The organism is Mesorhizobium sp. M0991, assembly GCF_040318915.1.
Classification (GTDB): Bacteria; Pseudomonadota; Alphaproteobacteria; order Rhizobiales; family Rhizobiaceae; genus Mesorhizobium.
This window is the reverse complement of record NZ_JAMYNE010000005.1, coordinates 180,670-205,781: the sequence shown is the minus strand read 5'-3', so window position 1 is coordinate 205,781 and position 25,112 is coordinate 180,670. Positions and strand designations below refer to the sequence as shown.

The 25,112-nt window shown below is 63.2% G+C and carries 27 protein-coding genes; 17 read left to right on the top strand and 10 right to left on the bottom strand.

Annotated features, from left to right (window positions below):
* Positions 1-288: 288 nt before the first annotated feature.
* The 6 genes from NKH70_RS10310 to NKH70_RS10285 all read left to right on the top strand — a co-directional run bounded on the left by NKH70_RS10310 (position 289) and on the right by NKH70_RS10285 (position 5,085).
* Entirely contained in the window at positions 289-792 is a 504-nt protein-coding gene (locus NKH70_RS10310; protein ID WP_352467630.1) for an Lrp/AsnC family transcriptional regulator, read from the top strand.
* Positions 789-1,952: a saccharopine dehydrogenase family protein gene (locus NKH70_RS10305; protein WP_353025198.1), complete on the top strand. Its 1,164-nt coding sequence runs from the start codon at positions 789-791 to the stop codon at positions 1,950-1,952. Before NKH70_RS10310 ends, NKH70_RS10305 begins: the two co-directional genes overlap by 4 nt.
* A gap of 111 nt (positions 1,953-2,063) precedes the next feature.
* On the top strand, positions 2,064-2,852 hold the full coding sequence (locus tag NKH70_RS10300) for an ABC transporter substrate-binding protein (protein WP_023720608.1): 789 nt from the start codon (positions 2,064-2,066) through the stop codon (positions 2,850-2,852).
* A gap of 121 nt (positions 2,853-2,973) precedes the next feature.
* Positions 2,974-3,645, top strand: a complete 672-nt coding sequence (locus NKH70_RS10295) for an amino acid ABC transporter permease (RefSeq protein ID WP_352451492.1) — start codon at positions 2,974-2,976, stop codon at positions 3,643-3,645.
* Complete coding sequence (locus NKH70_RS10290; RefSeq protein ID WP_352913901.1) at positions 3,642-4,316, top strand: amino acid ABC transporter permease; 675 nt, start codon at positions 3,642-3,644, stop codon at positions 4,314-4,316. The genes NKH70_RS10295 and NKH70_RS10290 overlap by 4 nt, the downstream gene beginning before the upstream one ends.
* A gap of 25 nt (positions 4,317-4,341) precedes the next feature.
* A complete protein-coding gene (locus tag NKH70_RS10285) occupies positions 4,342-5,085 on the top strand; it encodes an amino acid ABC transporter ATP-binding protein (protein WP_352913899.1) in 744 nt (247 codons plus the stop codon).
* 143 nt (positions 5,086-5,228) lie between these two features.
* On the opposite strand, the gene NKH70_RS10280 is transcribed toward NKH70_RS10285, so the two are convergent.
* The 5 genes from NKH70_RS10280 to NKH70_RS10260 form a co-directional block, all read right to left on the bottom strand.
* Positions 5,229-5,651, bottom strand: coding sequence for a hypothetical protein (locus NKH70_RS10280; protein WP_352475654.1), 423 nt, complete (start codon positions 5,649-5,651; stop codon positions 5,229-5,231).
* A gap of 298 nt (positions 5,652-5,949) precedes the next feature.
* Entirely contained in the window at positions 5,950-7,008 is a 1,059-nt protein-coding gene (locus NKH70_RS10275; protein ID WP_352977325.1) for a Gfo/Idh/MocA family protein, read from the bottom strand.
* A gap of 78 nt (positions 7,009-7,086) precedes the next feature.
* Positions 7,087-7,872 carry a ThuA domain-containing protein gene (locus NKH70_RS10270; protein WP_352913894.1) on the bottom strand — a complete coding sequence of 262 codons (786 nt, stop codon included), beginning with the start codon at positions 7,870-7,872 and terminating at the stop codon, positions 7,087-7,089.
* A gap of 364 nt (positions 7,873-8,236) precedes the next feature.
* A complete protein-coding gene (locus NKH70_RS35795) occupies positions 8,237-8,614 on the bottom strand; it encodes a DUF2778 domain-containing protein (protein WP_502908345.1) in 378 nt (125 codons plus the stop codon).
* A gap of 1,728 nt (positions 8,615-10,342) precedes the next feature.
* Positions 10,343-11,155 (bottom strand): class I SAM-dependent methyltransferase, encoded by an 813-nt coding sequence (locus tag NKH70_RS10260; RefSeq protein ID WP_352718167.1) that lies wholly within the window; start codon positions 11,153-11,155, stop codon positions 10,343-10,345.
* A gap of 181 nt (positions 11,156-11,336) precedes the next feature.
* Here NKH70_RS10260 and NKH70_RS10255 point away from each other — a divergent pair, with 181 nt between their 5' ends.
* Positions 11,337-11,759, top strand: a complete 423-nt coding sequence (locus tag NKH70_RS10255; RefSeq protein ID WP_292658873.1) for a hypothetical protein — start codon at positions 11,337-11,339, stop codon at positions 11,757-11,759.
* A gap of 218 nt (positions 11,760-11,977) precedes the next feature.
* Here the strand turns inward: NKH70_RS10255 and NKH70_RS10250 are convergent, their stop codons facing one another.
* Entirely contained in the window at positions 11,978-12,574 is a 597-nt protein-coding gene (locus NKH70_RS10250) for a cation efflux transmembrane domain-containing protein (protein ID WP_023720625.1), read from the bottom strand.
* A 31-nt stretch (positions 12,575-12,605) separates the two neighbouring features.
* Positions 12,606-14,804: a heavy metal translocating P-type ATPase gene (locus NKH70_RS10245; RefSeq protein ID WP_353025196.1), complete on the bottom strand. Its 2,199-nt coding sequence runs from the start codon at positions 14,802-14,804 to the stop codon at positions 12,606-12,608.
* Between the two features lie 66 nt (positions 14,805-14,870).
* On the opposite strand from NKH70_RS10245, the gene NKH70_RS10240 reads away from it, so the two are divergent.
* The 8 genes from NKH70_RS10240 to NKH70_RS10205 all read left to right on the top strand — a co-directional run bounded on the left by NKH70_RS10240 (position 14,871) and on the right by NKH70_RS10205 (position 20,501).
* A complete protein-coding gene (locus tag NKH70_RS10240) occupies positions 14,871-15,296 on the top strand; it encodes a MerR family transcriptional regulator (RefSeq protein WP_352718284.1) in 426 nt (141 codons plus the stop codon).
* A gap of 87 nt (positions 15,297-15,383) precedes the next feature.
* Entirely contained in the window at positions 15,384-15,791 is a 408-nt protein-coding gene (locus tag NKH70_RS10235) for a hypothetical protein (RefSeq protein WP_352718161.1), read from the top strand.
* A 130-nt stretch (positions 15,792-15,921) separates the two neighbouring features.
* The gene (locus NKH70_RS10230) at positions 15,922-17,352 is read left to right on the top strand and encodes a multicopper oxidase family protein (RefSeq protein WP_353025195.1); all 1,431 of its coding nucleotides are present in this window, start codon (positions 15,922-15,924) and stop codon (positions 17,350-17,352) included.
* A 28-nt stretch (positions 17,353-17,380) separates the two neighbouring features.
* Positions 17,381-17,821: a DUF411 domain-containing protein gene (locus NKH70_RS10225; RefSeq protein ID WP_023720628.1), complete on the top strand. Its 441-nt coding sequence runs from the start codon at positions 17,381-17,383 to the stop codon at positions 17,819-17,821.
* Between the two features lie 7 nt (positions 17,822-17,828).
* A complete protein-coding gene (locus NKH70_RS10220; protein WP_352718156.1) occupies positions 17,829-18,356 on the top strand; it encodes a TlpA family protein disulfide reductase in 528 nt (175 codons plus the stop codon).
* Between the two features lie 13 nt (positions 18,357-18,369).
* Complete coding sequence (locus NKH70_RS10215) at positions 18,370-19,107, top strand: SCO family protein (protein ID WP_353025194.1); 738 nt, start codon at positions 18,370-18,372, stop codon at positions 19,105-19,107.
* A 51-nt stretch (positions 19,108-19,158) separates the two neighbouring features.
* On the top strand, positions 19,159-19,938 hold the full coding sequence (locus NKH70_RS10210; protein ID WP_352913870.1) for a DsbA family protein: 780 nt from the start codon (positions 19,159-19,161) through the stop codon (positions 19,936-19,938).
* The gene (locus NKH70_RS10205) at positions 19,935-20,501 is read left to right on the top strand and encodes a hypothetical protein (RefSeq protein ID WP_352718150.1); all 567 of its coding nucleotides are present in this window, start codon (positions 19,935-19,937) and stop codon (positions 20,499-20,501) included. The genes NKH70_RS10210 and NKH70_RS10205 overlap by 4 nt, the downstream gene beginning before the upstream one ends.
* Positions 20,502-20,897: 396 nt before the next feature.
* On the opposite strand, the gene NKH70_RS10200 is transcribed toward NKH70_RS10205, so the two are convergent.
* From NKH70_RS10200 to NKH70_RS10190, 3 genes are read right to left on the bottom strand one after another with little or no spacing between them, the layout of a single operon-like run.
* Positions 20,898-22,118, bottom strand: coding sequence for an NAD(P)/FAD-dependent oxidoreductase (locus tag NKH70_RS10200; RefSeq protein ID WP_352913866.1), 1,221 nt, complete (start codon positions 22,116-22,118; stop codon positions 20,898-20,900).
* The gene (locus NKH70_RS10195) at positions 22,115-22,828 is read right to left on the bottom strand and encodes a methyltransferase domain-containing protein (RefSeq protein ID WP_352913863.1); all 714 of its coding nucleotides are present in this window, start codon (positions 22,826-22,828) and stop codon (positions 22,115-22,117) included. The genes NKH70_RS10200 and NKH70_RS10195 overlap by 4 nt, the downstream gene beginning before the upstream one ends.
* The gene (locus tag NKH70_RS10190; RefSeq protein WP_352913860.1) at positions 22,825-23,892 is read right to left on the bottom strand and encodes a type III polyketide synthase; all 1,068 of its coding nucleotides are present in this window, start codon (positions 23,890-23,892) and stop codon (positions 22,825-22,827) included. Before NKH70_RS10190 ends, NKH70_RS10195 begins: the two co-directional genes overlap by 4 nt.
* 263 nt (positions 23,893-24,155) lie before the next feature.
* Here NKH70_RS10190 and cueR point away from each other — a divergent pair, with 263 nt between their 5' ends.
* Both cueR and NKH70_RS10180 read left to right on the top strand, forming a co-directional pair.
* Complete coding sequence (gene cueR, locus NKH70_RS10185; RefSeq protein WP_254819466.1) at positions 24,156-24,554, top strand: Cu(I)-responsive transcriptional regulator; 399 nt, start codon at positions 24,156-24,158, stop codon at positions 24,552-24,554.
* Positions 24,551-25,108: a cytochrome c gene (locus NKH70_RS10180; RefSeq protein WP_353025192.1), complete on the top strand. Its 558-nt coding sequence runs from the start codon at positions 24,551-24,553 to the stop codon at positions 25,106-25,108. Before cueR ends, NKH70_RS10180 begins: the two co-directional genes overlap by 4 nt.
* Positions 25,109-25,112 lie beyond the last annotated feature (4 nt).

The following is a 25,112-nucleotide window of genomic DNA, read 5'->3' as shown; positions in this document are numbered from 1 at the left end:
GTCCCGCCAACCTTAAACCGGCGGCGCTGAACCTTCAAAAGATCCGGAAACAAAAAACCCGCCTCGGGCGGACGGGTCGTTGGAGCCAATTGGCACCATACCCAAATTAGTAGCATAGCTGCCGGCACAAAGCAAGAACAAAATGTGGCGCCTGCGACGAAACTGCCGACAGGCACAGAACCATGGCGGATGACATGGCTCTTGCCGTTGTTAAAAATCTCTCATAAGGTATTTTCATATCCGAAAGAAAATCCAATCGTTTCTTTCCCTTTATGAAAGCGTGAGCGTTTGCGGGAACATCTCGATCAGACCGACCGGCGACTGGTCAAGCTGCTGTCGCAGGATGCGCAGCTTGGCGTCAACCGCCTTGCCGAGAAGATGGCGATCTCGGTGCCGACGGTGCGCATGCGGCTGCGCAATCTGCTCGACCGCAACCTGCTCAAGATCGTCGGGCTGCTCAACCTGACCGAACGCCCCGAGCTGATCTCGGCGATCGTCGGTATCAACGCGCAAGGGCGCGGCCGGGCGCGAGAACTGGCGCAGCGCATCTCGGAATTGCCTTTCGTGAATTCGGCCGCCGTCGTCACCGGGCGCTTCGACATCATCGTCGACGTAACCGTGGCCGGCGATGTCGCCGATCTCTACCGCGTCACCAGCGAGCTGATCCCCGGCGCCGGCGAGCCGGGCGAAGTCGTGCGCAGCGAGACCTTCGTCGTCATGGCGTCCTGCAACAAATGGGTCAGCCTGCCGGAAGGCTGCTGGTCGGACGATACGCGGAAGGAAATGGCATGAAGATCGCGGTTCTCGGCGGCCTCGGCCTGCAAGGCCGGGCGGCGATCGCTGACCTCGTTGCCAGCGACGGCGTCGAGCAAGTGGTCTGCGTCGACACTGCAACCGACGGCGCTGCGCGGCTTGGCGGCCTTACCGACCTTGCCCGGGTGCGTTTTGTCGTGCCGGAGGGCGCGATCGGTCCGGTGCTGGCCGATGTGATGAAGGACATCGACGCGGTCATCGACCTGTTGCCGCAGCCGCTGATGCGCGAGGCGGTGCAGGCGGCGATCGCGACGCGCACGCCGCTGGTCACCACCAATTACGGCAAGACCATCGCCGATCTGGCGCTAGAGGCCGAAAAGGCTGGCGTGTCGATCGTGACCGAATGCGGGCTCGACCCCGGCATCGACCTTGTGCTCTACGCGCGCGCCGCAAGCCAGTTCGACACCATCACCGCGATCGATTCCTACTGCGGCGGCATTCCCGAGCCGAAGGCGGTGGTCGAGCCGCTGCGCTACAAGGTGAGCTGGAATTTCGACATGGTTCTGGTCAGCCAGAACCGCGACAGCGTGCTGGTCGAGGACGGCAAACGGGTCGATGTGCCGGCCGCCCGCCAGCACGACAATCGTTTCATCCACGACATCGAGATCGCCGGGCTGGGCAGGCTGGAAGCCTTCCCCAATGGCGACGCGCCGCGTTATGCCGGCATGCTCGCCGCCGCCAAGGGGCTGCAGCGCTCCGGCCGCTATTCGCTGCGCTGGCCGGGCTGGTCGGCGTTCTGGGCGCCGCTGAAGCAGCTCGGCTTCCTGTCCGAGGACAAGGTGCCCGGCACCGGCGTCAGCCCACGCGAATTTCTCGGCCGGCTGCTTGGCCCGCAACTGCAATATGGCGCCGATGAGAAGGACCTTTGCGTCATGCGCAACGTCTTTGTCGGCAGCGAAGGCGGCCGCCGCAAGACGGTGACCTCGGAGCTGGTCATCGAACGCGACCTCGCCTCCGGCCTGTTCGGCATGAGCCTCGGCGTCGGCTATCCCGCCAGCATCGTGGCGCAGATGCTGGCACGGCGCGAGATCGCCGCGCCCGGCCTGCTCAATCCGCTGCTGCATGTGCCCGATGGCCGCTTCCTCGATGAACTGGCAAGGCGCGGCATCAAGGTCGCCGAAACGGTGAGCTGGGACTGAAGGATTTTCGAACGGTGGTCGCCGCCGGCAACGGCGCTGCCGCTCAAAAAGCACCTCGATGGGGTGAAACAACAAGTGGAACAACAAACGACAACAAGGAGGAATGCCCAAATGAAGATTGCCAAGCTTTTCATCGCCGGACTTGCGCTCGCCGGCCTCACCGCCGCCGCCAGTGCCGGAACCCTCGACGAGATCACCAAGCGCGGCGAGTTGCGCGTTGCGGTGCAGACGCAAGGACCGCCCTTCTCGCTGGTCGGCGCCGCCGGCGAGCGCACCGGCAGTTCGGTCGAACTCGCCGAACTGATGGCCAAGGAAATGGGCGTCAAGATCACCTTCCTCGACTTCGACTGGGATGGCCTGATCCCGGCGCTGCTGTCGGGCAAGGCCGATCTTCTGGTCGCCGACATGACGCCGACACTGGCGCGTGGCATGAAGGTCGCCTTCACCAAGCCTTACATGTACACGGGCAGCACCGTCTTCACCAAGGCTGGGACCGCCTTCAAATCCACCGAGGACTGCAAGGCCAAGGGCACCAAGATCGCGGTGCTGCTCGGCGCCACCGGCGAGAAGGAAGCCAAGGCCGCCTTCCCCGATGCCGACATCAAGAGCTACAAGGGCGGCGGCCCGCTGCTGCTCGACGCAGTCAACAACGGCCAGGCCGATTGCGGCGTCAACGACGTCTCGGCGGTCAAGGGCCAGTCGACCGCTTATCCGGCCGGCAGCTTCATCATCATGCCGGACATGCTGTCGAAGGAGCCGCTGGCCTTCGCCACGCGCTATGACGAGCAGGACCTGCTGACCTGGATGAACCTGTTCCTCGACCAGGTCAGCCTAGACGGCCGCCTGCAGAAGAACCTCGACTACTGGGTCAATTCCGACGCCTGGAAGAAGGATCACTGAGTAGAGGGAATAGTGAATAGTGAATAGTGAGTAGGGATCAGTAAGCGCTATTCGCTATTCGCTATTCGCTATTCGCTACTCACTACTCACCATTCACCATTCACCATTCACCGCCCCACCCATGCTCGAAAACTTCAGCTTCCGCACCATCGTCGAATATCTGCCCCTGTTCGGGCAGGGCCTCGTCACGACGGTGTGGCTGTCTGTCCTCTCCTTTGCCGGCGCGCTCGCCGTCGGCATCGTGCTCGCCGCAATGAACCTGCAGCGCGGCCGGCTGTTCCGCGTCCCGGCCAAGGCCTATATCGACGCGGTGCGCGCCACGCCGCTGCTGGCGCAGCTTTATTTCCTCTATTTCGGCCTGCCGCGGCTCGGCTTCGTCCTGCCCGAGTTCGTCGTCGGCATCCTGGCCCTGTCGCTGAACAGCGGCGCCTATGTCGCCGAGATCATCCGCGCCGGCATCCTGTCGATCCCGCGCGGCCAGGTCGAGGCCGGCGTCGCTTCGGGCATGACCTATGTCCAGCGCATGCGCCTAGTCATCCTGCCGCAGGCGTTCAAGGTGACGATCCCGCCGCTGCTCGGCCAGGCGATCGTGCTGGTCAAGGATTCCGCGCTGTTGTCGCTGATCTCGGTCGCCGAACTGACGCGCGCCGGACAATTGCTCGCCTCCGACCGCTTCATGCCGGCCGAAGGTTTCATCACCATCGCCGCCTTCTACCTGCTGCTCTATTACGGGCTGAAGGGGCTGGCGGCGCTCTCCGGGCGCTGGCTCGGCCTGGCGGGGGCACGGACATGATCTGGCAGCAGCTGCAAAGCATCGCCGGCAGCTATCCCCTCGCGCTGCGCGGCCTCGGCATGACCGTGGTGCTGTCGCTGATCAGCCTGGTGCTAGGCACGCTGCTCGGCTTCGGCCTCGGCATCCTGCGCACCGGCGGCAACCGGCTGATCAGCGGCGCGATCGGCGCCTGGGTCGACCTGATCCGCGGTACGCCGTTCCTGGTGCAGATCTTCCTGATCTTCTTCATCCTGCCGGAGCTCGGCATCGAGCTCGACGCCTTCACCGCCGGCATTATCGCGCTGACCAATCTGGCCGCCTGCTTCATCTGCGAGATCGTCGTCGCCGGCATCCGCTCGGTGCCGCATGGCCAGGTCGAGGCGGCGCTGGCGTCGGGCCTGTCGCGCTGGCAGCGCATGCGCCAGGTGGTGCTGCCGCAGGCGATGCGCATCGTGCTGCCGCCGCTGGTCGGGCAATATGTGCTGCTGATCAAGGATTCCTCGGTGGTCTCGGCGATCGGGCTCACCGACCTCACCCGCGTCGGCTGGCTGGTGGTGCAGCGTGTGCCGAACGGCCTGCTGGTCTTCTTCCTCGTCGGCCTCGGCTATTTCATCGTCTGCTACCCCCTGATCATGCTGGCCCGCCGGCTGGAGCAACGCATGGGCGCGGCGCATGGCGAGGTGCAGTTGTGACATCGAACCCCAAGGGTCCGGCAATATGACCAAAACCGGCATGATCGAATTTCGCGGCGTCAACAAATGGTTCGGCCAGCTCAACGTGCTCAGGGATATCACGCTGAGCGTCGAGCCGCGCGAAGTGGTCGTCGTCTGCGGCCCGAGCGGTTCGGGCAAGAGCACCTTGATCCGCTGCATCAACGGGCTGGAGACGATCCGCGACGGCGACCTTATGGTCGACGGCCAGCGCCTCGGCGACCCCGCCACCAACATGACGCGGCTGCGCACCGAGATCGGCTTCGTCTTCCAGTCGTTCAACCTCTACCCGCACAAGACGGCGCTCGAGAACGTCACCCTGGCGCCGATCCATGTCCGCAAGATCCCACGCACCGAGGCCGAAAAGGCCGGGCGCGAGCTGCTCGCCAAGGTCGGCCTCGCCGACAAGGTCGATGCCTATCCGGCGCAACTCTCAGGCGGCCAACAGCAGCGCGTGGCGATCGCGCGCTGCCTCGGCATGCGCCCCAAGATCATGCTGTTCGACGAGCCGACCTCGGCGCTCGATCCCGAGATGATCTCGGAAGTCCTCGACGTCATGGTCGCGGTGGCCGAGGAAGGCATGACCATGATGGTGGTGACGCACGAGATGGGCTTTGCCCGCAAGGTCGCCCAGCGCGTCGTGTTCATGGACGCCGGCGCCATCGTCGAAAGCGGCACCCCGGACGAGTTCTTCTCCAACCCCAAGACCGATCGCAGCCGCGCCTTTCTGAGCAAGATCCTGCGGCATTAGGGCTCAAACTCAATCAGTTGGCTGCCGCCGATGGCCCGAGATGGGTGGAAAGCGGCCCTTCGCTGGACGTTCCCTAATACGACAGATGCGCGCCGGGCTTCCTCTTAGGGCGGCCATTGCCGCACTTCCACCAGCCGCTTCCCTTATGCTGGCATCAAATCGATGACCCGCATGATCGCGACCGCACTGCTCGTGTTCTGGGTGCCTTCTGTCGTAGCGCCATTAGCGCAGGCCCAAACATCGCCCTTCTTGACTGTGAACTTTTGTTTGTTGTGAACGACCGAAAGTTCTCCCTCAGTCATGTGGCAGAGCATGTCGTTCTTCATCATGTTGTCAGTCGTCTTCGCTCCGGGCTGAATGACAACATCGCGCAGCTTCACCGTTGCATAGGCTGGTATGACCGACTTGCGCTCACCAAGCGCTACAACTCTGACGCCGGGTGAGACCTCCTTGCCCTCATCGGGGCCGTAAGTCTGGGCGGCTGCTGGTGTCCCCCAAGCGATCAGAGGCGTTGCGGCCAGTGTAAGGCCGAGTGCAATTGTGGATCTACGATTGACGGCTTCCATTGTTTCCTCCCTGTTCAAAAGTTGGTCGGAAAGGTAGGCCAACAATCAACGATGGGCCGTTGCGGCGAAGAGTCAACTGACCTTCCGAGTTAGTTCAGTCTCGCTCGCGGCTAGCGAGTTTCACAAACCACTCGGGTCGCCGAGACGGAGAGGGGGAATTGCGCTGACCATGTCATTGCGTGCGACCTTGTCCCGACATCAAAGACATTTCGTTCTTGCGAAGGCCCTCGCTGCCAAAGACCCCTCTCCGGCCGCTTTGCGGCCACCTCTCCCTCGCCCCGCCGCGAGGAACCCAGGCCTATTGCGCATCCGCGTGCGTGCTCAATTCGGCCCGCTTCTCATCCGAGACGACGGCGAGGTCGAGGACCTTCTGCAATTCGGCCGCGTGGCGAAATGACGGTTCGGCCTGGACGCCGTTGCGCACTGCATCGACGAAGCGCCGGTAGTTGGTCGCCACCGTTCCGGCATCCAGAACCTGCCATTTGGCGTTCTCGACGTCTTCGCCGATGCAGGTTTTCAGCTCCGAGCCGGTCAGATTGTGCACGACTTCGATGCCGCCCTTGTCGCCGTAGATGCGCAGGCGGAGTTCGTTCAAATGGCCGGTCGCCCAGCGGCTGGCATGGACGACGCCGAAGGCGCCATTGCTGAAATCCAGCGACATGGTGAAACTGTCATTGGCGTCGAGCCCGTACTCGCCGATCCGGTTGCCGGGCGCCTTGTCGAAGGATCTCAGCCGGCAGAACACATGGTCGATGTCGAGCGCCGCGCCATAGCTGGCGAAATCGAGGATATGGATGCCGACGTCGCCCAGCACGCCATTGGAGCCGTGGCCGCGCGACAGCCGCCACAGCCATTTCGGATCGGTGCGCCAGTCGCCCCAGAACTTGGACACCAGCCAGCTCTGCAGATAGGACGCCTCGACATGCCTGACCGTGCCGATCTCGCCGGCCAGCACCATGGCGCGCGCTCTCTGCAGCGGCGCGACATTGCGATAGGTCAGGTTGACCATGTTGATGATGCCGGCCCGCTCGGCGGCATCGGCCATTTCACTGGCCCTCTGGTAATTTTCGGCCAGCGGTTTCTCGCACAGCACCGGCTTGCCCGCCGCGATCAGCATCATGGTGGTCGGATGGTGGATGCGATCGGGCGTCACGTTCGCCACCGCGTCGAACTTGCCCCATGCCAGCGCCTCGTCCAGCGACGCGAACCGGTTGGGGATACCGTAGATGTCCGAAAACTTGTCGACACGCGTACGGTCGAGATCGACGGCGCCGATCAGTTCGACGCCCTCGATCTTGCCGAACTGCCTGGCATGCTCCTCCGCCATCCAGCCGGTACCGAGTATCAACAGACGCATGATTCTTTATCCTTAGGACAGGGCTTTATCTTCTTGTTTGATCATGGATTTCCCGAACCAACGGTTCGGGATCGTAGCCTAGCGAAAGCCGGCTTCGCCCGCGGAATGAAGTTTTCCGCCGCGCTCGACGATCGGCTCGAGCGCCTTTTCCACCGGCACGTTCGGCGCATCGAGAATGGCCGGATTGGAGCCTTGCGGGTTATGCGCCCATTTCACCGCATTGCGCAGCACCTTCTGGACATTGGCGTCGTGATAGGTCGGATAGGTCTCGTGGCCGGGCCTGAAATAGAAGATGTTGCCGGCGCCGCGGCGATAGGTCAGCCCCGACCGGAACACTTCGCCGCCCTGGAACCAGGAGATGAAGACGGTTTCGAGCGGTTCCGGCACGGCGAACTGCTCGCCATACATCTCCTCGTTCTCGAGCTCGAAATACTCGCCGATCCCGGCAGCAATCGGATGGTTGGGACTGGTCACCCAGAGCCGTTCGCGCTCGCCCGCCTCGCGCCATTTCAGCGTGCAGGGCGTGCCCATCAGCTTCTTGAAAATCTTCGAGAAATGGCCGGAATGGAGAACGATCAGCCCCATGCCCTCCCAGACGCGGCGCGCCACGCGCTCGACCACTTCGTCGGCGACGGTGCCATGGTCCTTGTGCCCCCACCACAGCAAGACATCGGTCTCGGCCAGACGGTCGGCCGGCAGCCCATGCTCCTTCTGCTCCAGCGTCGCCCACGACACCGAAATCTCCGGGTCGAGCTTCAGCGCATTGGCGATCGTCGCATGCATGCCCTCGGGATAGATGCCCGCGACCACCTCGTTGGTCCGCTCATGAATATTCTCGCCCCAGACGACAGCGCGTATTGTCATGATGTCCTCTTGATTGTTTGAAGCTGGAGCCGCCCCTACGGGTCAGTCATAATATCCTCGGCCGGGAATGAAAACCGTCTCGCGGCCGGCTGCTGACAATCTGTTGGAAATCGGGCGGGAAAGTCCACGCGGCAAAACCAGCGATGCCGGCGGGACAGCGCCCCCCTCTGTCCTGCCGGACATCTCCCCCACTTGTGGGGAGATTGGCTGTTATCCGCGATTTCGCCAATCGCCAGCGTTGCAGGATGACGGCAGACAAACGCGAAGTCCGATCTCCCCCCTTTTGGGGGAGATGTCCGGCAGGACAGAGGGGGGCGCGAAGGATCGCGACAAAACGGCTTTCGTAGTGCGTCGCCGCAACCGTCTAAGCGCCGCGGCCCTCTTGGGCGACGCGTGTCAGCGGCTTCGACAGCCGCGGCACCACGACGAGGCGCTTGATCTTGCCCTTCTTGTAGGCGGCGAGGAAGCGGGCATAGTCCTTGAAGACGACACAGCCATTGGATTCGGCGCGGCCGCCGCGCAGCATGTAGGTGTGGGCGAGCAGGCCGTCGCGGCCATATTTGTTGCTGCCGCTGGTAGGGGTGAGACGCAGTGCCTCGACGCCATGGAAGCGCGATTCCCGCAGCGTCAGATTGTAGGTGTCGGGCGGCGTCGGACCGACATTCTTCTTGTGAACGTAGCGCGGCTGGTCGACCATCGAACCGTATCCCGAATGTGCCTCCAGCCGCGAACCGTCGGGCATATAGACAGTCTTGGCCGAGATGTCGTAGACGGCGACGCCGCTGCCCATGCCGGGCGTGGTGAACAGGTTCCTGAAGGCCCCGCCGAGACTGCCGGAAGGCATGTCGGGCTTGGCATAGGCCAGCATGTCGCCGCCCTGCGTCTTCGACCGTTTGCCCGGCTTGCCCGACACCGCCGGCACTGCCGCTTGTGACGAATTGCGAGGCGACAGGCTGCCGGGTTGCGTCTCGGCCGGCGGAGCGTCGGCCGTCTGCACCTTGTTCGCCCTGGCTGCCTGGGTCTTGGATGCCTGGGCCTTGGATGCCTGGGGCGGCTCCGTTTTTGCTGCCTGGGCCTTTGAGGCCTGATCCTTGGGCGCCCGGTCTTTCGGCGCTTGGGCCTGCGGCGCCTCGGCCGGCTGATCGATGACCGCCCGCGGACGCAGCGTCGGCAGCGGAATGCTGTCGGGCATGTCGTCTTGCGGCGGCAGCGAGGCCAACTGGACCTCAGGTTCTTGCGGCTCTTGTGAAACTGCGGGCTCGCTTGCCGCGACGGCTGCCGGGAGCACGTCGATCATCTGCTCCGGCAATGTATTGGCCAACGCCAGCGCCAGGCGCGACGAACGTTCGATCTCCGCCACCGCCGGCCCGAAGCGCACCGATGCCGGGCCGTTCGGGTCGGGAATGCGTACCGGCTCGGCGAACCGGGCGCCGGCCGGCAGGCTTGCGAGCATGACGGGTGAGCCGGAGGAGGCACGGGCAAAGGCGGCGGCAAGCTTTTGCGGCGACAGCGCGGCTTTGGCCACCACGTCGTCGAAGCTTGGTTGCCGCGACGCATTGGCGACAAGCGGCACGCTATTGCGCTTGAGACGCGCCGATTTTCCCCGGTGAACGAAGTTCGATGCCGACCGCAGGCAGTTCGCATCGCATCCATGCTGCAGCAGCTGGGCCGACAGCGCTGCGTTTGCCGCGGCCCATGTCGGGGCCTGCGCCTTTGCAAGGCTGCGGCGAGGATCGGCGAGCGCGATGGTGCGCGGCGCGAGCAGGCTTTGCGGAAGACCGTTGGAAGCGGCGGTGAGCGAGGTTCCCATCGAATAGAGGCCGGCCAAGGTCGCCACCGACCATAAAGCAATGGCTGCGCCGACGGCCGGAACCGCGACCCAGCGCAGGCCGGGCCTCATCGAAGTCAATCCAGTTGCAGGACTGTCACCCCGGGTTTTCGCACTTACAAACGCCATTCAACCACTCTCAATCGGCCGATGCCGGCTAGCGGATTTCGCAGCCGTGACATTCACAGTTCGCCTGGTGCCCCCAGCACACTTCGCGTCTGTTGCCGATTGATTCAAAAGATGGACAAAGTTGGTTAACCAATCCCTCTACCGACCGCCGATTGGGCGACGGTCACACCGAAAAACGCCCTCCAAAACCTGCATAGTTGGCAAAACTGCCCTCCAATGACGACTTTGCTGCCCGTTTTTGTCGGCCGAGTCAAGAAAGCGAAATGACTAGACCTTGCTGGGCGGAGTCGGCCATGGCTGCGAAAGTGAAGCCACGCCGCCCAGAATCGCGCGGCCGGCAGCCGCCGCCATCAGGCCCCGGCGATCGGTCAAACTGGCGATTGTCGACTTGGCATTTGTCGACCTGCCACTCGGGCGAACGAACGGTCATCATCTCGGAATTCGCGATAGCGGCAAGACGTTTGCTGCATGGCAGCTGAATGTCGCGAAGTGCCGGAACGGGATATCCAACACCTAGACCACAGCCACCACTATGTGAGCCTGGATTTTGGCAGCAACCTCGCCGCTGCCATGCCTGTCTGCAATCGCGGCTGCGGCGTAGTCGGTTGCAGCGTCCAGTTTTCCCGCCTCTCTGGCCTCGATTTCGTTGCGAAGGAGAGTGCCCTGGCAATAAGCAACGGCCGGAAGGCGCGGCGAGGAGGCACGGCTTTGTTCGGCCCTCGTCTCGATCACCACACCGGAAAACCCTGCGTCCTCCAGCTCGCTACGGATCAGTGCCGTATCGTGGTAGCCATGCGGCGTGCGTGCCAGAAAGCGCGGCGGATCGTTCGGAAAAATCCTCGCCAGAGCATTCGTCACATCGTCCGCGAATACATTCTCTTCGATGCGATCCCATACGCTGAATAGAAAATGTCCTCCGGGTTTCAGGACTCGCCGGGCTTCGCGGTAGGCAGATGAGCGGTTGGGAAAGAACATCGCGCCGAACTGACAACAAACGAGATCGAAGGCCGCATTTTCGAACGGTAGCGCCAGAGCATCAGCCTGACGCCATTTGATGCGATCGTCGGGAGCTTGCCGCGAAGCGGCGTAGTCGAGCATCGGCTGGTTGAGGTCGGTTACGACATAGCTTGCATCGGGGGACAGCTTTGGCGCCAATGCGCGGGTGACAACCCCGGTGCCCGCGGCGGTTTCCAGAACGGCGCTTGGCGACAAGGACGCTGCTCGTTGTGCAAGATCAGCGGCGAACGGCTCGAAAATCAACGGCACCATATAGCGGTCGTAGTTTTCCGGAATCGAGCCAGCGAACACCTTGTCCGTTTCCAACATTGCTATCCCCCGTCGCCCGTTTGATGGCTCGCCAGCATAGCATGGAATTGTTCGGCCGCATTCGACCGGGAGGCGGTTCCCTCCCGGAAGCTCCCAAACGCCGTGCTGCAATTATCTGCATATGTGCTAATATATTGCAACCATGCGCATTGGTGCGTGGCCAATATAATGGGAGGATGCGATGAAAACCATAAATCGCAGGTCTGCAATCGCGCTCGGCGTGACGGCGGCCGCGGTAACGCCTTTGTTCACGCTGGCGGCAGCTGCAAAGGTCAAGAAATACGGCCCGAAGGAAGGCAAGGAAATAGCCCCCGGCGTCAGGGTGGTTGAGGTCGGCACCGGCAATTCCGATATCCCCGCCTACAAGAGCATCTCAATTGTCGATGTGGTCTTTCAGCCGGGAGCAGCTGCTCCTGCAATGGTGATGGACAACGACATGGTGTGCACCATTACCGCCGGTGAATTCACGATCAAGAAAGCCGACAAGCAATTCAAGCTCAAGGAAGGTGATATGTATACCTGCTCCAAGGGCAAGACCGACGAGGCAGCCAACACCAGCAAGGTGGTCGGCATCCACCGCATCGCCGTCTTGATACCTGCCTAGCACGTGCCAACGAAAACCGGCCCGCGTCCTCGTCCGGGACGCGGGCCTTTTGATGAGGTGCGTGCTTGTGGGCTGCTTCTCCCTCGGTCCGCTTTGCAAGTGTGCGTTTATATTAGAGATCACGCAAGTTTCTGGATGACTGCCGGCCGGTATGGGGGCCTACATTGGCGCTCTGCATTGGCAGATTGGCAATCCGGCAGCGCGCTGAGCGTTTGGATTCACGAAACGGCTCGGTGCTCCTCCCGAGCTGCCTCCCAGACCTCGCGCGCCGCGTCTGCATTCAGTGCCGCAATTCCCAGGCCAACGATCAGATCCGGCCATGCCGAGCGCCATAGGAAGGCGGTCACCAACCCGGCCAGTATGATCGCAATGTTGGCGACCGCATCGTTGCGGGCCGAGAGGAATGCCGCCCTGGTAAGACTGCCGCTGTGATGGCGGTAGCGCGCCAGCATGTAGGCGCATGACAGGTTGACCGCCAAGGCGCCCAACCCCGCCAGCGTCAGGGCCGTTGGCTGCGGCGGCACCGGCATGTTGAACTTTTCCCACGCGGTCCACAGCGTCGCCAGGCCCGGCACCAGCAGGATAAGCGCCAGCGCCATGCCAACGCGCGAGCGAGCACGCAGCGACCATCCCATGGCGAGCAGTATGAGGAGATTGACCGAGGCATCTTCCAGAAAATCGACGCTGTCGGCGAACAGCGATACCGAGCCGATCGCCAGCGCCACGGCGAATTCAATGCCGAAATAACCGAGGTTCAGCAGTGCGACGACAAGCACCACCCGGCGAAGGCCGTCCGACGTAATAGCTTGCTGCATTGCCTGTCCTGATGTGATGCCGTTGATGCTCTTACCAGCTGCTCTTCCAGCGCAACAGCCGCATGGCATTGGCTGTCACCAGGACCGTCGCCCCGGTGTCGGCGAGGATGGCGGGCCACAGGCCGGTGATGCCGGCGATCGTCGTCACCAGGAACACTGCCTTCAGCCCCAATGCCATGGTGATGTTCTGTTTGATGTTGGCCATGGTTGCTTGGGACAGCCTGATCATGGCGGCGACGTCGCCGACGCGTCCATGCAGCACTGCTGCGTCAGCCGTTTCAAGAGCCACATCGGTGCCGCCACCCATGGCGATGCCGAGATCGGCCGCCGCAAGTGCCGGCGCGTCGTTGATGCCATCTCCGACCTTGGCGACCCTGAGCCCCTGCCCGTTCAACTCGACAACGATGCGCTGCTTGTCCTCCGGCAACAATCCGGCGAGCACCTCGATGCCGAGTTGCTTGCCGATGGCTGCGGCGGTGCGCTTGTTGTCACCGGTCAACATGACTGTTTTGATACCAGCGTCACTCAGCGCCTTCAGCCCGGCGAACGCGTCCGGCCGGGGTTCGTCGCGCATGGCGATGAAGCCGGCAAGAGCGTCGTCGATGAGCAGCACCGACACCGATTTTCCTTCATCGTTCAGTGCCGTGATGCGTGCGGCCAGGTCGGCTGGCAGCGGCGCCTTTTCGCCGGCAGCGGCCGGCGAGCCCAGAAACAGGCTCTTGCCGCCGACGCGACCGACGACGCCCTTGCCGCCAATCGCCCTGGCCTCGGCAGCAGGTGGCACCGGAACCTTGTCAGCATTGGCCCTTTGCAGAATGGCCAGGGCCATCGGATGGCTGGAGCCGGTCTCGAGCGCTGCCGCCAGGGAAAGTACCTCGCGTTCACTGGCGCCGACTGCAACCACGTCGGTTACCTGCGGCTTGCCGAGCGTCAGCGTGCCGGTCTTGTCGAGCGCCACGGCAGTGATGGTGCCGAGCCCTTCCAGCACCGCGCCGCCCTTCATCAGCAGGCCGCGCCGGGCGCCCGCCGAAAGCGACGCCGCAATTGCCGCCGGCACAGAAATGACCAGCGCGCACGGACAGCCGATGAGCAGCAGCGCCAGACCTTTGTAAATCCATTCGTTCCAATCGCCGCCAACGAGCAGCGGTGGCGTGATCGCCACGAGCGCCGCGACGGCGACCACGCCGGTCATGTACCAGCGCGAGAAACGGTCGATGAAGCGCTCGGTGGGCGCCTTGCTTTCCTGCGCCTCCTCGACCAGCTTGACGACCCGTGCAATCGTGTTGTCGGCGGCGGCCGCCGTCACCTTGACGCGCAGCACGCCGTCGCCGTTGATAGTGCCGGCAAAAACCGTGTCGCCAACTACTTTACGAACCGGGACGCTTTCACCCGACACAGGCGATTCATCAATGGCGCTGTCACCCTCGGTGATCTCGCCATCAGCCGGAATCCGATCACCGGGCCGCACCAGAATGATGTCCCCTACGGACAGACTTTCGGCCGGCACCTCGCGGCTCGTCCCATCCACTTCGACTAGCGCCGTCTTGGGAACCAGTGTGGTGAGCGCCTGGATGCTAGAACGTGCCTTCCCAGCGGCCACCCCTTCCAGTAATTCGCCGATTAGGAACAGGAGGACCACCGTCGCCGCTTCCTCGCCGGCGCCGATGATTACGGCGCCGGCGGCCGCCACGGTCATCAGCATTTCGATTGTGAACGGAATGCCGGCGACTGCGGCCATGACCGCTCGGCGCGCGATCGGCACCAGGCCGAGCAGCATGGCGGCGATGAAGGCCCATGGGCCGGTCGCGGGCCAGGCGTCATGAACCGCGAAAGCCACCGCCAGTGCGACGCCGCTGGCGATGGTCAGGCGGCCCTTGGCGCTGTTCCACCATGGCCCCGACATCGGCGCATCATTGTTGCCATGCAATCCCGCTAATTTCTTGTCGTGACTGTGCGTTCTGTGGTCATGGTCGGCCAATTGATCGGAGGCCGGCGCTCCAGACTTGGCGGTCAGCGGAGCAACAGCGTAGCCGAGGCCGGTGACTTTCCTCGCGATCGCGTCAAGATTGCTTTCGGGAGTATGAATGACCGTCAGAGTGCCTACCGAAACGGATACGCTAACATCCTGCACACCAGGCATCCGCCGCACGAGGGTATCGATTTTGCTGGCACAGCTGGCGCAATCCATGCCTTCCACGCGGTAGCGGGTCTGTTGTTTGGTCGCAGCCATGGTGAACCTCTTGCGTCTTCGATCGCGACGCTACATCCTCTAGTGACTAGAGGAGCAAGCGAAAAAATGTCAGCAGGTGTGACCATCGGTGAAGCAGCCCGACGCAGCGGCGTGAAGGTTCCAACCATCCGCTACTATGAGCAGATCGATTTGCTTCCAGCGCCTGCCCGCAGCGAAGCCAATCGCCGGCATTATGAAGCGGCCGACTTGCGCCGGCTCGCCTTCATCAGGCACGCGCGCGAGCTTGGGTTCGAGATCGAGGCTATCAGGACGCTGCTGACGTTGCAGGATAATCCCAATCAGCCATGTGGAACCGCCGACGCCATCGCCCAAGCCCGTCTGGCCGAGGTCGTCCAGCGAATACGCAGCCTTACCGCATTGAAGATTGAGCTGGAGCTGATGGTTGAGGGCTGCCGGCAAGGGAAAGTCTGCGAATGCCGTGTTATCGAGGTGCTGTCAGACCACGATCAATGGGAGGGTCCTCACCATTGATTTGCCGGACCAGAACTCGCACCAGCGCCGATGTCGCGGCATGCGGAGCTTGCAAAAGCCGCACTTTGCAGTCAACCTGAGCGGATGATGGCACGCCTGTCGCCAAAACGCCTCCTGGTCATGCTGCTCGCGTTCCTCGTGACCGCCGGGTTCAGCCTGTCCGCCGCTCAGGCTGCCGTCATGTCGGCGAGGATGGCGATCGACAGCCGCATGATCATGGCCACAGATACCGGCACCACCGACGCCGATATGGCCAAGATGGCCGATGCCAAGGGCGGCGACTGCAACGCGTGCCTCAAGAACTCGGCCGACAATGACAAATCGATGCAATGTGCGCCGACCTGCGTCGCACCGGTTCTGGCGGTGCTGCCGGAAGCTCTCCCCATGACGGGACTGCTGCGGGCCGAGCTGCCGCCGGCGCTTCCCGCCGCGTTCCTGCACGGGCGAAGTCTACTGCCCGAGCCATTCCCTCCAAGACCCAGCGCTCTCGTCTGACGCCGTTTCTGCCGTTCCGCGGCTGATTGGCGGCGTTTGATCGCCCGGTTGCGCGTACTGCGCAACGGGCGCGGCAGCAATGCAATCGATGTCGCGATGTTCGCCGTCGGTTACCGCAAGGGTCACAAGGGTGAATTCCGTTTCAAGTCCGTTCATAACGCGCCGCAAATTCCTGTTTGCGGCGGCGAGCATTGCCGCCTCCGCAGCGATCCGCCCTGCACTGGCGCTGGCTACCGGCGAACACCGGATCAGGGTGGCGCCAGGCCAGGCACGGCTCACCGGCCCCGATGGTCCGCGCACTCCGGTATGGGCCTATGATGGCACGGTCCCAGGCCCGACACTGCGCTTGCGCCAGGGGCAGCCCGCTCGCATCATCGTCGAGAACGGACTGGACGAGGACACCACGGTTCACTGGCATGGCATCCGCTTGGCAAACGCCATGGATGGCGTGCCGGGATTGACCCAACCGCCGATCAGGCCGGGCGAAAATTTCGTGTACGAGTTCACCCCGCCCGATGCCGGCACCTTCTGGTACCATCCGCATGCCGACAGCCTCGTGCAGCTCGGCCGCGGGCTGGCCGGCGTACTCATCGTCGAGGAAGCCGAACCGGTCGCGGTCGACCGCGAGCTTCTATGGCTGCTGCAGGACTGGCGGCTCACCAAGGATGGGCAAATCGCTGCCGGCTTCGGCAACATGATGGATGCGGCGATGTCGGGCCGTGTCGGCAATGTCGTCACCGTCAACGGTGCACCGCCGGCCGACCTGACCGTGAAGGCCGGCGAGCGCGTCAGGTTGCGGCTGGCCAATGCGTCACTCGCTCGCATGATGGCTTTGCGTTTCGAAGGCCACCGTCCGATCATCGTCGCCATCGACGGCCAGCCCTGCGACCCGCATGAGCCGGAGGGCGGACGCTTGGTGCTTGCGCCCGCCATGCGCATTGATGTCGTACTCGACCTGCAGGGCGACCCAGGCAGCCGGCATGCGGTGATCGACGATTACTACGATGGCCTCGCCTACACCCTGACCACGCTCGCCTATGACGCCGGAGCGCTGCGCGACCATCCTCTCGATGCGCCGCTTCGCCTGCCGGCCAATCCGCTGCCGGCCCCCGACCTGGCCAAGGCCGAACGGCATGAAATCGTCCTGCAGGGTGGCATGATGGGCGGCGGCAAGCTGGCCGGCGTCGGCGGCATGATGGGCATGGCGATGCCCGGCATGAACGGCGCCGCCTGGGCAATCAACGGCATGTCGATGACCGGCGACGGCCACGCTGGAATGGCGCCGCAGTTCACGCTGTCGCGCGGCGCCACCTGCCGTCTCACCATCCGCAACGAAACCGCCTGGTGGCATCCCATGCACGTCCACGGCTTCAGCCTGTCGGTGCTTTCGCGCAACGGCTCGCCGGTACCGCACCGGCAATGGCAGGACACGGTGCTGCTCGCCCCCAAGGACACGATCGAATGCGCCTTCGTTGCCGACAATCCCGGTGACTGGATGCTGCACTGCCATGTCGCCGATCACCAGATGGCCGGCCTGATGACAGTGTTCCGCGTGACCTGAAAGCTTTATCCAACCAAGGAGAACTGCAATGAAACTGACCTACCGCCTAGCCGCACTGTCCCTGCTGATCGCAACGCCGCTGCCCGCCTTCGCCGCCACGATCAACGCCGTGATGTACAAGAACCCGCAATGCAGCTGCTGCGAATCCTATGCCAACTATCTCGAGCACAACGGCTTCAAGGTCGACATCAAGCCGGTCAACAATCTCTCTCAGATCAGCAGCGATGCCGGCGTGCCGGCCGACCTCGAAGGCTGCCACACGCTGATGGTCGACGGCTATGTCGTCGATGGCCTGGTGCCGGTCGAGATCGTCAAGAAGCTTTTGACCGAACGCCCGGCCATCACCGGCATAACGCTGGCCGGCATGCCGACGGGCGCTCCAGGCATGGGTGGTGAGAAGCAAGGCCCCTTTGTCGTCTACGCCTTCACCAAGGACGGCAAGGCACCCACCGTCTACGCGACCGAGTGAGGCTGTTGTGAGCAAACTGGCCATGGTCCTGATTGGCATGCTGCTGGCATTTTCGCTGCCGGTATCAGCCGCTGAGCCGCCGCAGAACTTTGTCGTTCACGAGGCGCCTGTCCCCGTGCCGGAAATCAGCTTCAAGGACGGCAATGGCAAGCCGAAAACGCTTGCGGATTTCCACGGCAAGGTCGTGCTGCTCAACGTCTGGGCGACATGGTGCGCGCCCTGCCGCAAGGAGATGCCGACGCTCGATCGGCTGCAGGCCAAACTCGGCGGTCCGGATTTCGAGGTCGTCGCGCTGTCCATGGACCGTGCCGGTCCTGAGATTGTGAAGAAGTTCTTTGCCGAGATCGGCATCAAGCACCTCGCCCTCAACATCGATGCCTCGGGCAAGGCCATGTTCGCCATCGGCTCCGTCGGTCTTCCGGCAACCCTGCTGATCAATCGCGATGGCAAGGAGATCGGCCGGCTGATTGGGCCGGCCGAATGGGACGCGCCCGACATGGTCGACTTCATCCGCAGCCGCATCGCCGCCGAGTGAGAAAGGAACAGATATGTCCGGGTTGAAGGCTCGCTGCGTCGCAACGGCTTTGAACGAGTGGAGGTGTTTGCTGCTGGGCGTAATTGCCATTGCGGCGCTGGCCGTGGGCTTTTCGTATCAGGCCCAAGCCCACTCACTCGACGAAATCGACGCCATGCTTGAGGGCGACGAGAAATATTTCCAGACGATCGACAAGCCGGCACCTGATTTCACGCTGCGCACCGCCGATGGGCGTGTCGTGCGAACGGCAGACCTGCGCGGCAAGGTGGTCGTCCTCCACTTCATCTACACATCGTGCCCGGATGTGTGCCCCCTGCACGCCGAGAAGATCGCCGAAGTCCAGAAAATGGTGAACGGCACGCCGATGAAGGGCCAGGTCACCTTTGTGACCATCACCACCGACCCTGCCAGGGACACGCCGGACGTGCTCAGCAAATACGGGCCGGCGCACGGGCTCGACCCCGTCAATTGGCTGTTCCTGACCACGACGGCGGATCAGCCGGAAGATGCGACCCGCAGACTGGCGGAGGCCTTCGGCCACAAGTTCACGCTGACGGATGATGGTTATCAGATGCACGGCACCGTCACCCATGTGATCGACAAGGAGGGCCGCTGGCGGGCGAATTTCCATGGCCTGAATTTCGCTGCGGTCAATCTCGTCACCTTCGTCAATGCGCTCACCAACAATGTCGAGCGCCCGCACCATGAGCCGGAAACGGGATGGTGGGCGAAGATCAAGGGCATATTCTGAGGCACCATTCACATGCCGGCGGTCCGGCGAAACAGAGGGAAGGAGAACCCTGTGATCCACAAGTCCAATCCATTGCCCGGAGCCATCGGCAAAATGGCCCGTGCCTTCGTCCTGGCCGGTGCGACGGTCTGGCTCGCGCTCGGTCTCCACGACCAGGCGATCGCCGCCGTCGAGATGTCCCAGGACCAGTTCGACCAGCGCATCCACGACTATATCCTCGCGCATCCCGAGGTCGTCATGGAGGCGCTGCAGAGCCTCGATGCCCGCCAGCGCGAGGCTGCGGCAAAAGAGGCGAAAGCCGCCCTGGTGGCGAAGGCCGACGATATCTTCCGGGACCCGGCGAGCCCAGTCGGCGGCAACGCCGAAGGCGACGTCACCATGGTCGAGTTCTTTGACTACAACTGCCCCTATTGCCGGCAGGTTGCGCCGATCATGGCGCAAGCCGTGGCCGACGATCCGCAGCTCAAGATCGTCTACAAGGAATTCCCGATCCTCAGCACGGATTCCGTATTTGCTTCCAAGGCGGCTCTCGCCGCAATGCGCCAGGGCAAATACATGGCATTCCACAAGGCCTTGTATGCGGTGAAGACGCGGGTGACCGAAGCGGTCGTGCTGAAGGTGGCTGCCGACGTCGGGCTCGACGTGGCTAAACTGAAGACCGACATGCAGCGGCCCGATATCCAGGCGTCGATCGACCGGAATACGCAACTGGCCCAGGCGCTGAAGATCAGCGGAACGCCAAGCTTCGTCGTTGGCGAGCAGATTTTCCCCGGCGCGACCGACCTCGCAACGATGAAGAAACTGATCGAGCAGGCGAGGAAAAGCAAATGAGCCGGATATGCTATCCAACCCGCCGGACGGTTGTTCTGGGCAGCGCCTTTGGCGTCGCTGCGGTCGTCGGCTTGCTCAAGGGGCCGGATTTGGCGATCGCCGCGGAGGATTCCGATCTGGTGCGCCGTTTCAAATATCTCAGCCAGAACGGCAACAGCACGTGTTCGGCCAAGTTCACGGAGTCGATTGCGACCATGCCGGCGATGTCGCGGATCACGGGCTCGTGCTGCAGCCCTATGGAGACGAAGCGCTATGCCGAGCAGGTGAGCGGCCTGGCCAGGTACCGCGAGATCGCGATGATTCCAAGCGATCCGTACGATATTCCGGCCGGCATCGCACAGAAGATGATGCCCTACTACGATGTGAAACTCTCCGGCGACGAGCAGCAGGCCTATGACTATGCGATGGCTAATTCCAACGAGAAAGGCCCTTGCTGCTGCCAATGCTGGCGCTGGAAAGTGTATGGCGGATTGGCGAAGTTCCTGATCCGCGAGCACGGTTTCACCGGCAAGCAGGTCGTCGACGTCTGGGATCTCTCGGACGGCTGCGGCGGAGGTATGTGAGACGGCAAGGACAGGACACTTCCGGTTAGCGGGACAAGGCGACGGGCGGCCGATCGGTTTCCTGGTCGTCTTGACCGAATTCCACGGCGAGCTAATTGCCTTCGCAGTCGCCGATGCTTACCGACGAAGGCGGGCCTTCACTGACCGTAAAGGTGATTGCAATGATGAATGGTCCAATGGGTACGTGGATGATGGGCGGCATGGCGCTCGTCTGGGTCCTGGTGTTCGTCGCCCTCTTGCTCGCGATTGCAGCGCTGGTCAAATACCTGCGAACCTGAAGCCCGTAGGGCGCCTACGACCATACGGTAGCAAATTCCCAACAGAAGGGCCCATGTTGCCGCCGGTTGCCGCCGTGGCATGTAAGGCGACCAGGGCAGCACGACGCCCCACCCCTCGTCAGGCAAAGCCGGGAACCGGCTTGGTCTTGCCGCTCAGTTGCGCGCCCAGTGTCAGTGCCTGCGGGAAATTCCGGACGATCGCCGCCATCACGGTAGCGCTGCCCGGGCGAAGGGCAATTCCGGCGAGGGCCGCGGCAGCGTAGACCCGTGTCGAGAACAGTCTTTTCCAGGCCGCCTCATAGCGTCTGGCGGCGGCCTCGCGCCCTGCCCGGCCACTTGGCGCGGATGCGAGTTCGCAGGCCAGCAGCCAGCCGGACTGCAGCGCCATCGAGATGCCCTCGGCGATGACAGGATGAGACTCTCCGGCTGCGTTGCCGACGCGGAAGATGTCCCCTTCGTAGCAGGAGCGAATTCCCGGCCGGATCGGACCTGCGGCAAGCCACGGACCGTCGAGAAGCGCCGGTTCCAGGGCGTCTCTCACGCCCCGGCATGAGTCCACGAGATGGCGGGAGACCGCATCGGCGGCCGACACATGGCTCCGGTGTTTGGGGCCATGTTGTTTGCGTAACCGCGCGAGCATATCGCGGCGGATGCAGCACGAGATCGACAACCGGCCATGATCCGCCGAGACCATGCCGCCATAGCCGCCGGGGAAGGCCAGCAGAGGCATTAAATCCGGCACGAGCGACGACCCGGTGAAATGCGCCTTGAAGCCGAGCAGGTCCGACGGGCGATTGGCCTTTGCGGGCTGGCTGGGCAGTGGTCCCGGGTCCCAGGAGCCGTGTGCGGCGACAATCACCGGCGCACGCAACATCGCCGTTTCGTCCCCGGCTTGAATTCGCACCCTTTGCATCTCGCCATCCCGCTCGATAGCGACGGCGCGGCAGGGCTGAAAGATTTCGACACCCGCCGAGCGTGCCGCCAGCAAAAGCAGGGAATCGAGAATGTCCCGGCCGAGCGCCCGGCCGAAGCCATCTTTTGCACGTGGCCCAGCTCCTGCACGTGGCATTGCCGCCTCGACGCAGGTCTCGCCGGAAAACAAGCCGACGCGGCGGATTTCGGGGCCGGCATTGGCACGCCAGGCGTCGCCGATCTCCAGCCGGTCGAGAAGCGCAAGATTGCTTGCCGAGATATATTCGCCGCAGACCTTGCGGCGCGGGAACTCGGTCTTTTCCACAATTGCCACCGCCCATCCGCGCCGGGCCAGCGTGAGCGCGACGGAGGTGCCCGCCGGGCCGGCACCGATGACGATCGCGTCATGAGTCGACAATCGCGTCATGAGTCGCTGCCGGCACTGGCGCCGACGAAGATATGGGAGAAGAGGCCGGCGCGCCGCTCCTCGACCGGCTTGCCGCTGGCCGCAAGCCAGAGGCCGGAAAGCTCGCTACCGCGAAAGCCGGCACGCACGCTTTGCGCCGCGTCGTTCCGTGTGACGTCGTTGGCGCCGATTGCCGGGAGAAGATGGGTCGCGGTCAGCGCCAGTTTCGCCCGCAACGGCTCTGTCGCCAGGAGCAACGGGGCTTTCGGCCTAATCAGCGAAAACAGATGCATGAGCTGTGCATCATCGAGGTGATGCAGGAACAGATTGACGGTGACGGCGTCGAACCGTGCGCCCTCGATCTTTTCTGCCCAGTCGAAGACATCGGCGGTGACGCCTTCGGCCTTCCATCCCAACCTGTCAAAATCACCGCGCAATTGCGCAGTGACGAGGTCGACGCGGTCGAGCATTACCAGTTCGACCCCAGGCCAATGCCTGGCCATGCGCCGCGCCACCGCGAGCATGAAGGAGCCATCGCCGGCGCCGATCTCCAGGATGCGGCGTGGCGATTTTGGCACAAACCTCTTCAGCAACGACGTCATGATCGGCACCTGAAACATCAGCATGTTGATGCGCCGAAGGTCGCGACGCGCGGTCAGCGCTCGCGGATCGTCGGCCGCAAGTCCGTCGAGGATTTCCGGCGCAAGCTGCCGATGCTCCAGGCCGCTCATGACACCGTTCGAAAGAGCATGGTTTCGGCCGTCAATCCCGGCCCGAACGACATGCCGCAGCCGAGCAGGCCGGGTGGCGCCTTCAGCATCTCTTTCATCACGAACATGACGGTCGCAGACGACATGTTCCCATACCGGCGCAACACCTCGCGCGATGGTTCCAGCGCGGTGGGTTCCAGTTTCAAGGCCCTTTCGACGGCGTCGAGAACCGAACGTCCACCCGGGTGCACGGCCCATAGGTCGATCGCCTCGGTCGGCCGGCTGCCGAGGATGGCGGCCTGGTTGTTCCGCAACGCTTCATGAATCGCCGCCGGCACCTGGCCGGAAAGAACCATTTCGAAGCCGTGATCGCGAATATTCCAGCGCATCAGATCCCGCCGCTCCCTCGCCACTAGACAGTGAAAGCTGTCGAGCTCGATGCCGGCTGGCTCGGCGGTGACGAGCGTGGCCGCACAGCCATCGCCCCAGAGGCAGAACGACAGCAGCTTTTCCAACTCGGTGGTTTGGCGCAGATGCATCGTGCAGAGTTCGATATTGACCAGCAGGACCTTGGCTTGCGGGTCCGAGCGGACGATGTGGTGCGCCAGCTTGAGACCGTTGATCGCCGCGTAGCAACCCATGAAGCCGATCATCGTGCGTTCAACCGTATCCGGCAGCCCGCAACGCGCAACCAGCTCGAGGTCGATGCCCGGCGCCGAAAAACCGGTGCAGGTGGTGACGATGAGATGGGTGATGCGGGAAGCGTCGTCGCCAAGCTGCAATCCGTCGATGCCCTTTTGCGCCAGAACAGGTGCGGCATCGTCGAACATAGCCATTCTCATGGCGGTTCCGGGAAAGGCGCCCCGGATGAAGGTCCCGGCCAGGTCGGCAGACGGTCCTTCAGGGTCGGACGCCGGCGCAAAGCAGGAATAGCGGTGCTCGATGCCGGCAAGATCGGCCATGCGTTCGAAGAGTCTCCGGCGATTGGCCGCGAGCATGGAGGCCGCGAAACGCAGGTAGAATTGATGAACCTCGTGCTCCGGCACCGCCGTCGCGATCCGGTTGATATACGCTTTGACCGGCATATTCTGTCTCCTCGGCGTATGCACGGTGTAGCGTGCCGCCGGAGGGTCCTTGCTCATCGGCACCCGGTGTCGGACGCCGGGTTTTGAGCGCTGTTCGATAAACGTTTTCGAAAACTGATTTCTTCCCGAAGGTTCAGTATGGCTGTTGGCAGGCAAACGGTTGGAGCCGACGGGCGGTTGCATCGGGCATCCAAAATCGCCACATCATGTTGACCTTCCATCTACTGGAAGGTCTATTTCCCCCACAAAGGAGATTTTCCACCATGAACATCGGCGTCGCATCCGAGAAATCCGGCCTGCCGGCCAAGACGATCCGTTACTATGAGGATATTGGGCTCTTGCATCCGGCCCGGACAGACAATGGCTATCGCGATTACTCGACGGCCGATATCCACCGGCTGCGGTTCCTGCAGCGCTCGCGAAGCCTGGGGTTTTCGGTCGACGAATGCCGCCAGCTGCTGTCGCTGTACCAAGACAGGGAACGTGACAGCGCCGACGTGAAGGCGATCGCGAAAGCCAAACTGGTGGAGATCGACAGGAAGATCGCCGAACTGGTCGGATTGCGCGGCTTGCTCCACCATCTGGTCAGTCACTGCCACGGTGACGAGCGGCCGGATTGCCCGATCATCGACGAGTTGGCGGGACAAGGCGTGGCCCAGTGAGGCTCGCAGCCGCTGTAACGGTGCTGTCGCTTGCCTGCGTCTCTGTCGTGCTCGCTGCCGCCCATTCGAGCCGTGATGCGGTCATCGAGGCTCGCCAGGCCTCGATGAAGGAAATGGCCGCGGCGGCAAAGGCGATCGCCGGGATGTTCGACGGCAAGCAGGCCTATGACGCCGCGGCTTTCAAGGCGGCGGCCGAGACAATCCGCGCCCGCACCGGCCCTGCCTTGATTGCCGAATTCCCCAGTGCGACGTTGGGTGCACCTTCAGGCGCCAAGCCGGATATCGACCCCGCCCGCGCGGAGTTCGAAGGGCTGGCTCGCCACATCGGAACGCTGGCCGGCGCCCTGGCTTCCGACGCCGAGCGGGCACCACCGCATATCACCGACGACATGAGAATGGGTTCCGGCCTGGCGATGGGCGGCGGCAGCCTGCTTGGCAAGCGGCCGGGGCTAGGGGAAGCCGATCCTGCCAAATTGCCGGCGGAGCACCTCCTGCATCTCATCTTGCAGGATTGCTCGAGCTGCCACTCGAAGTTCCGGCAAAAGGTCGAGTGATAGC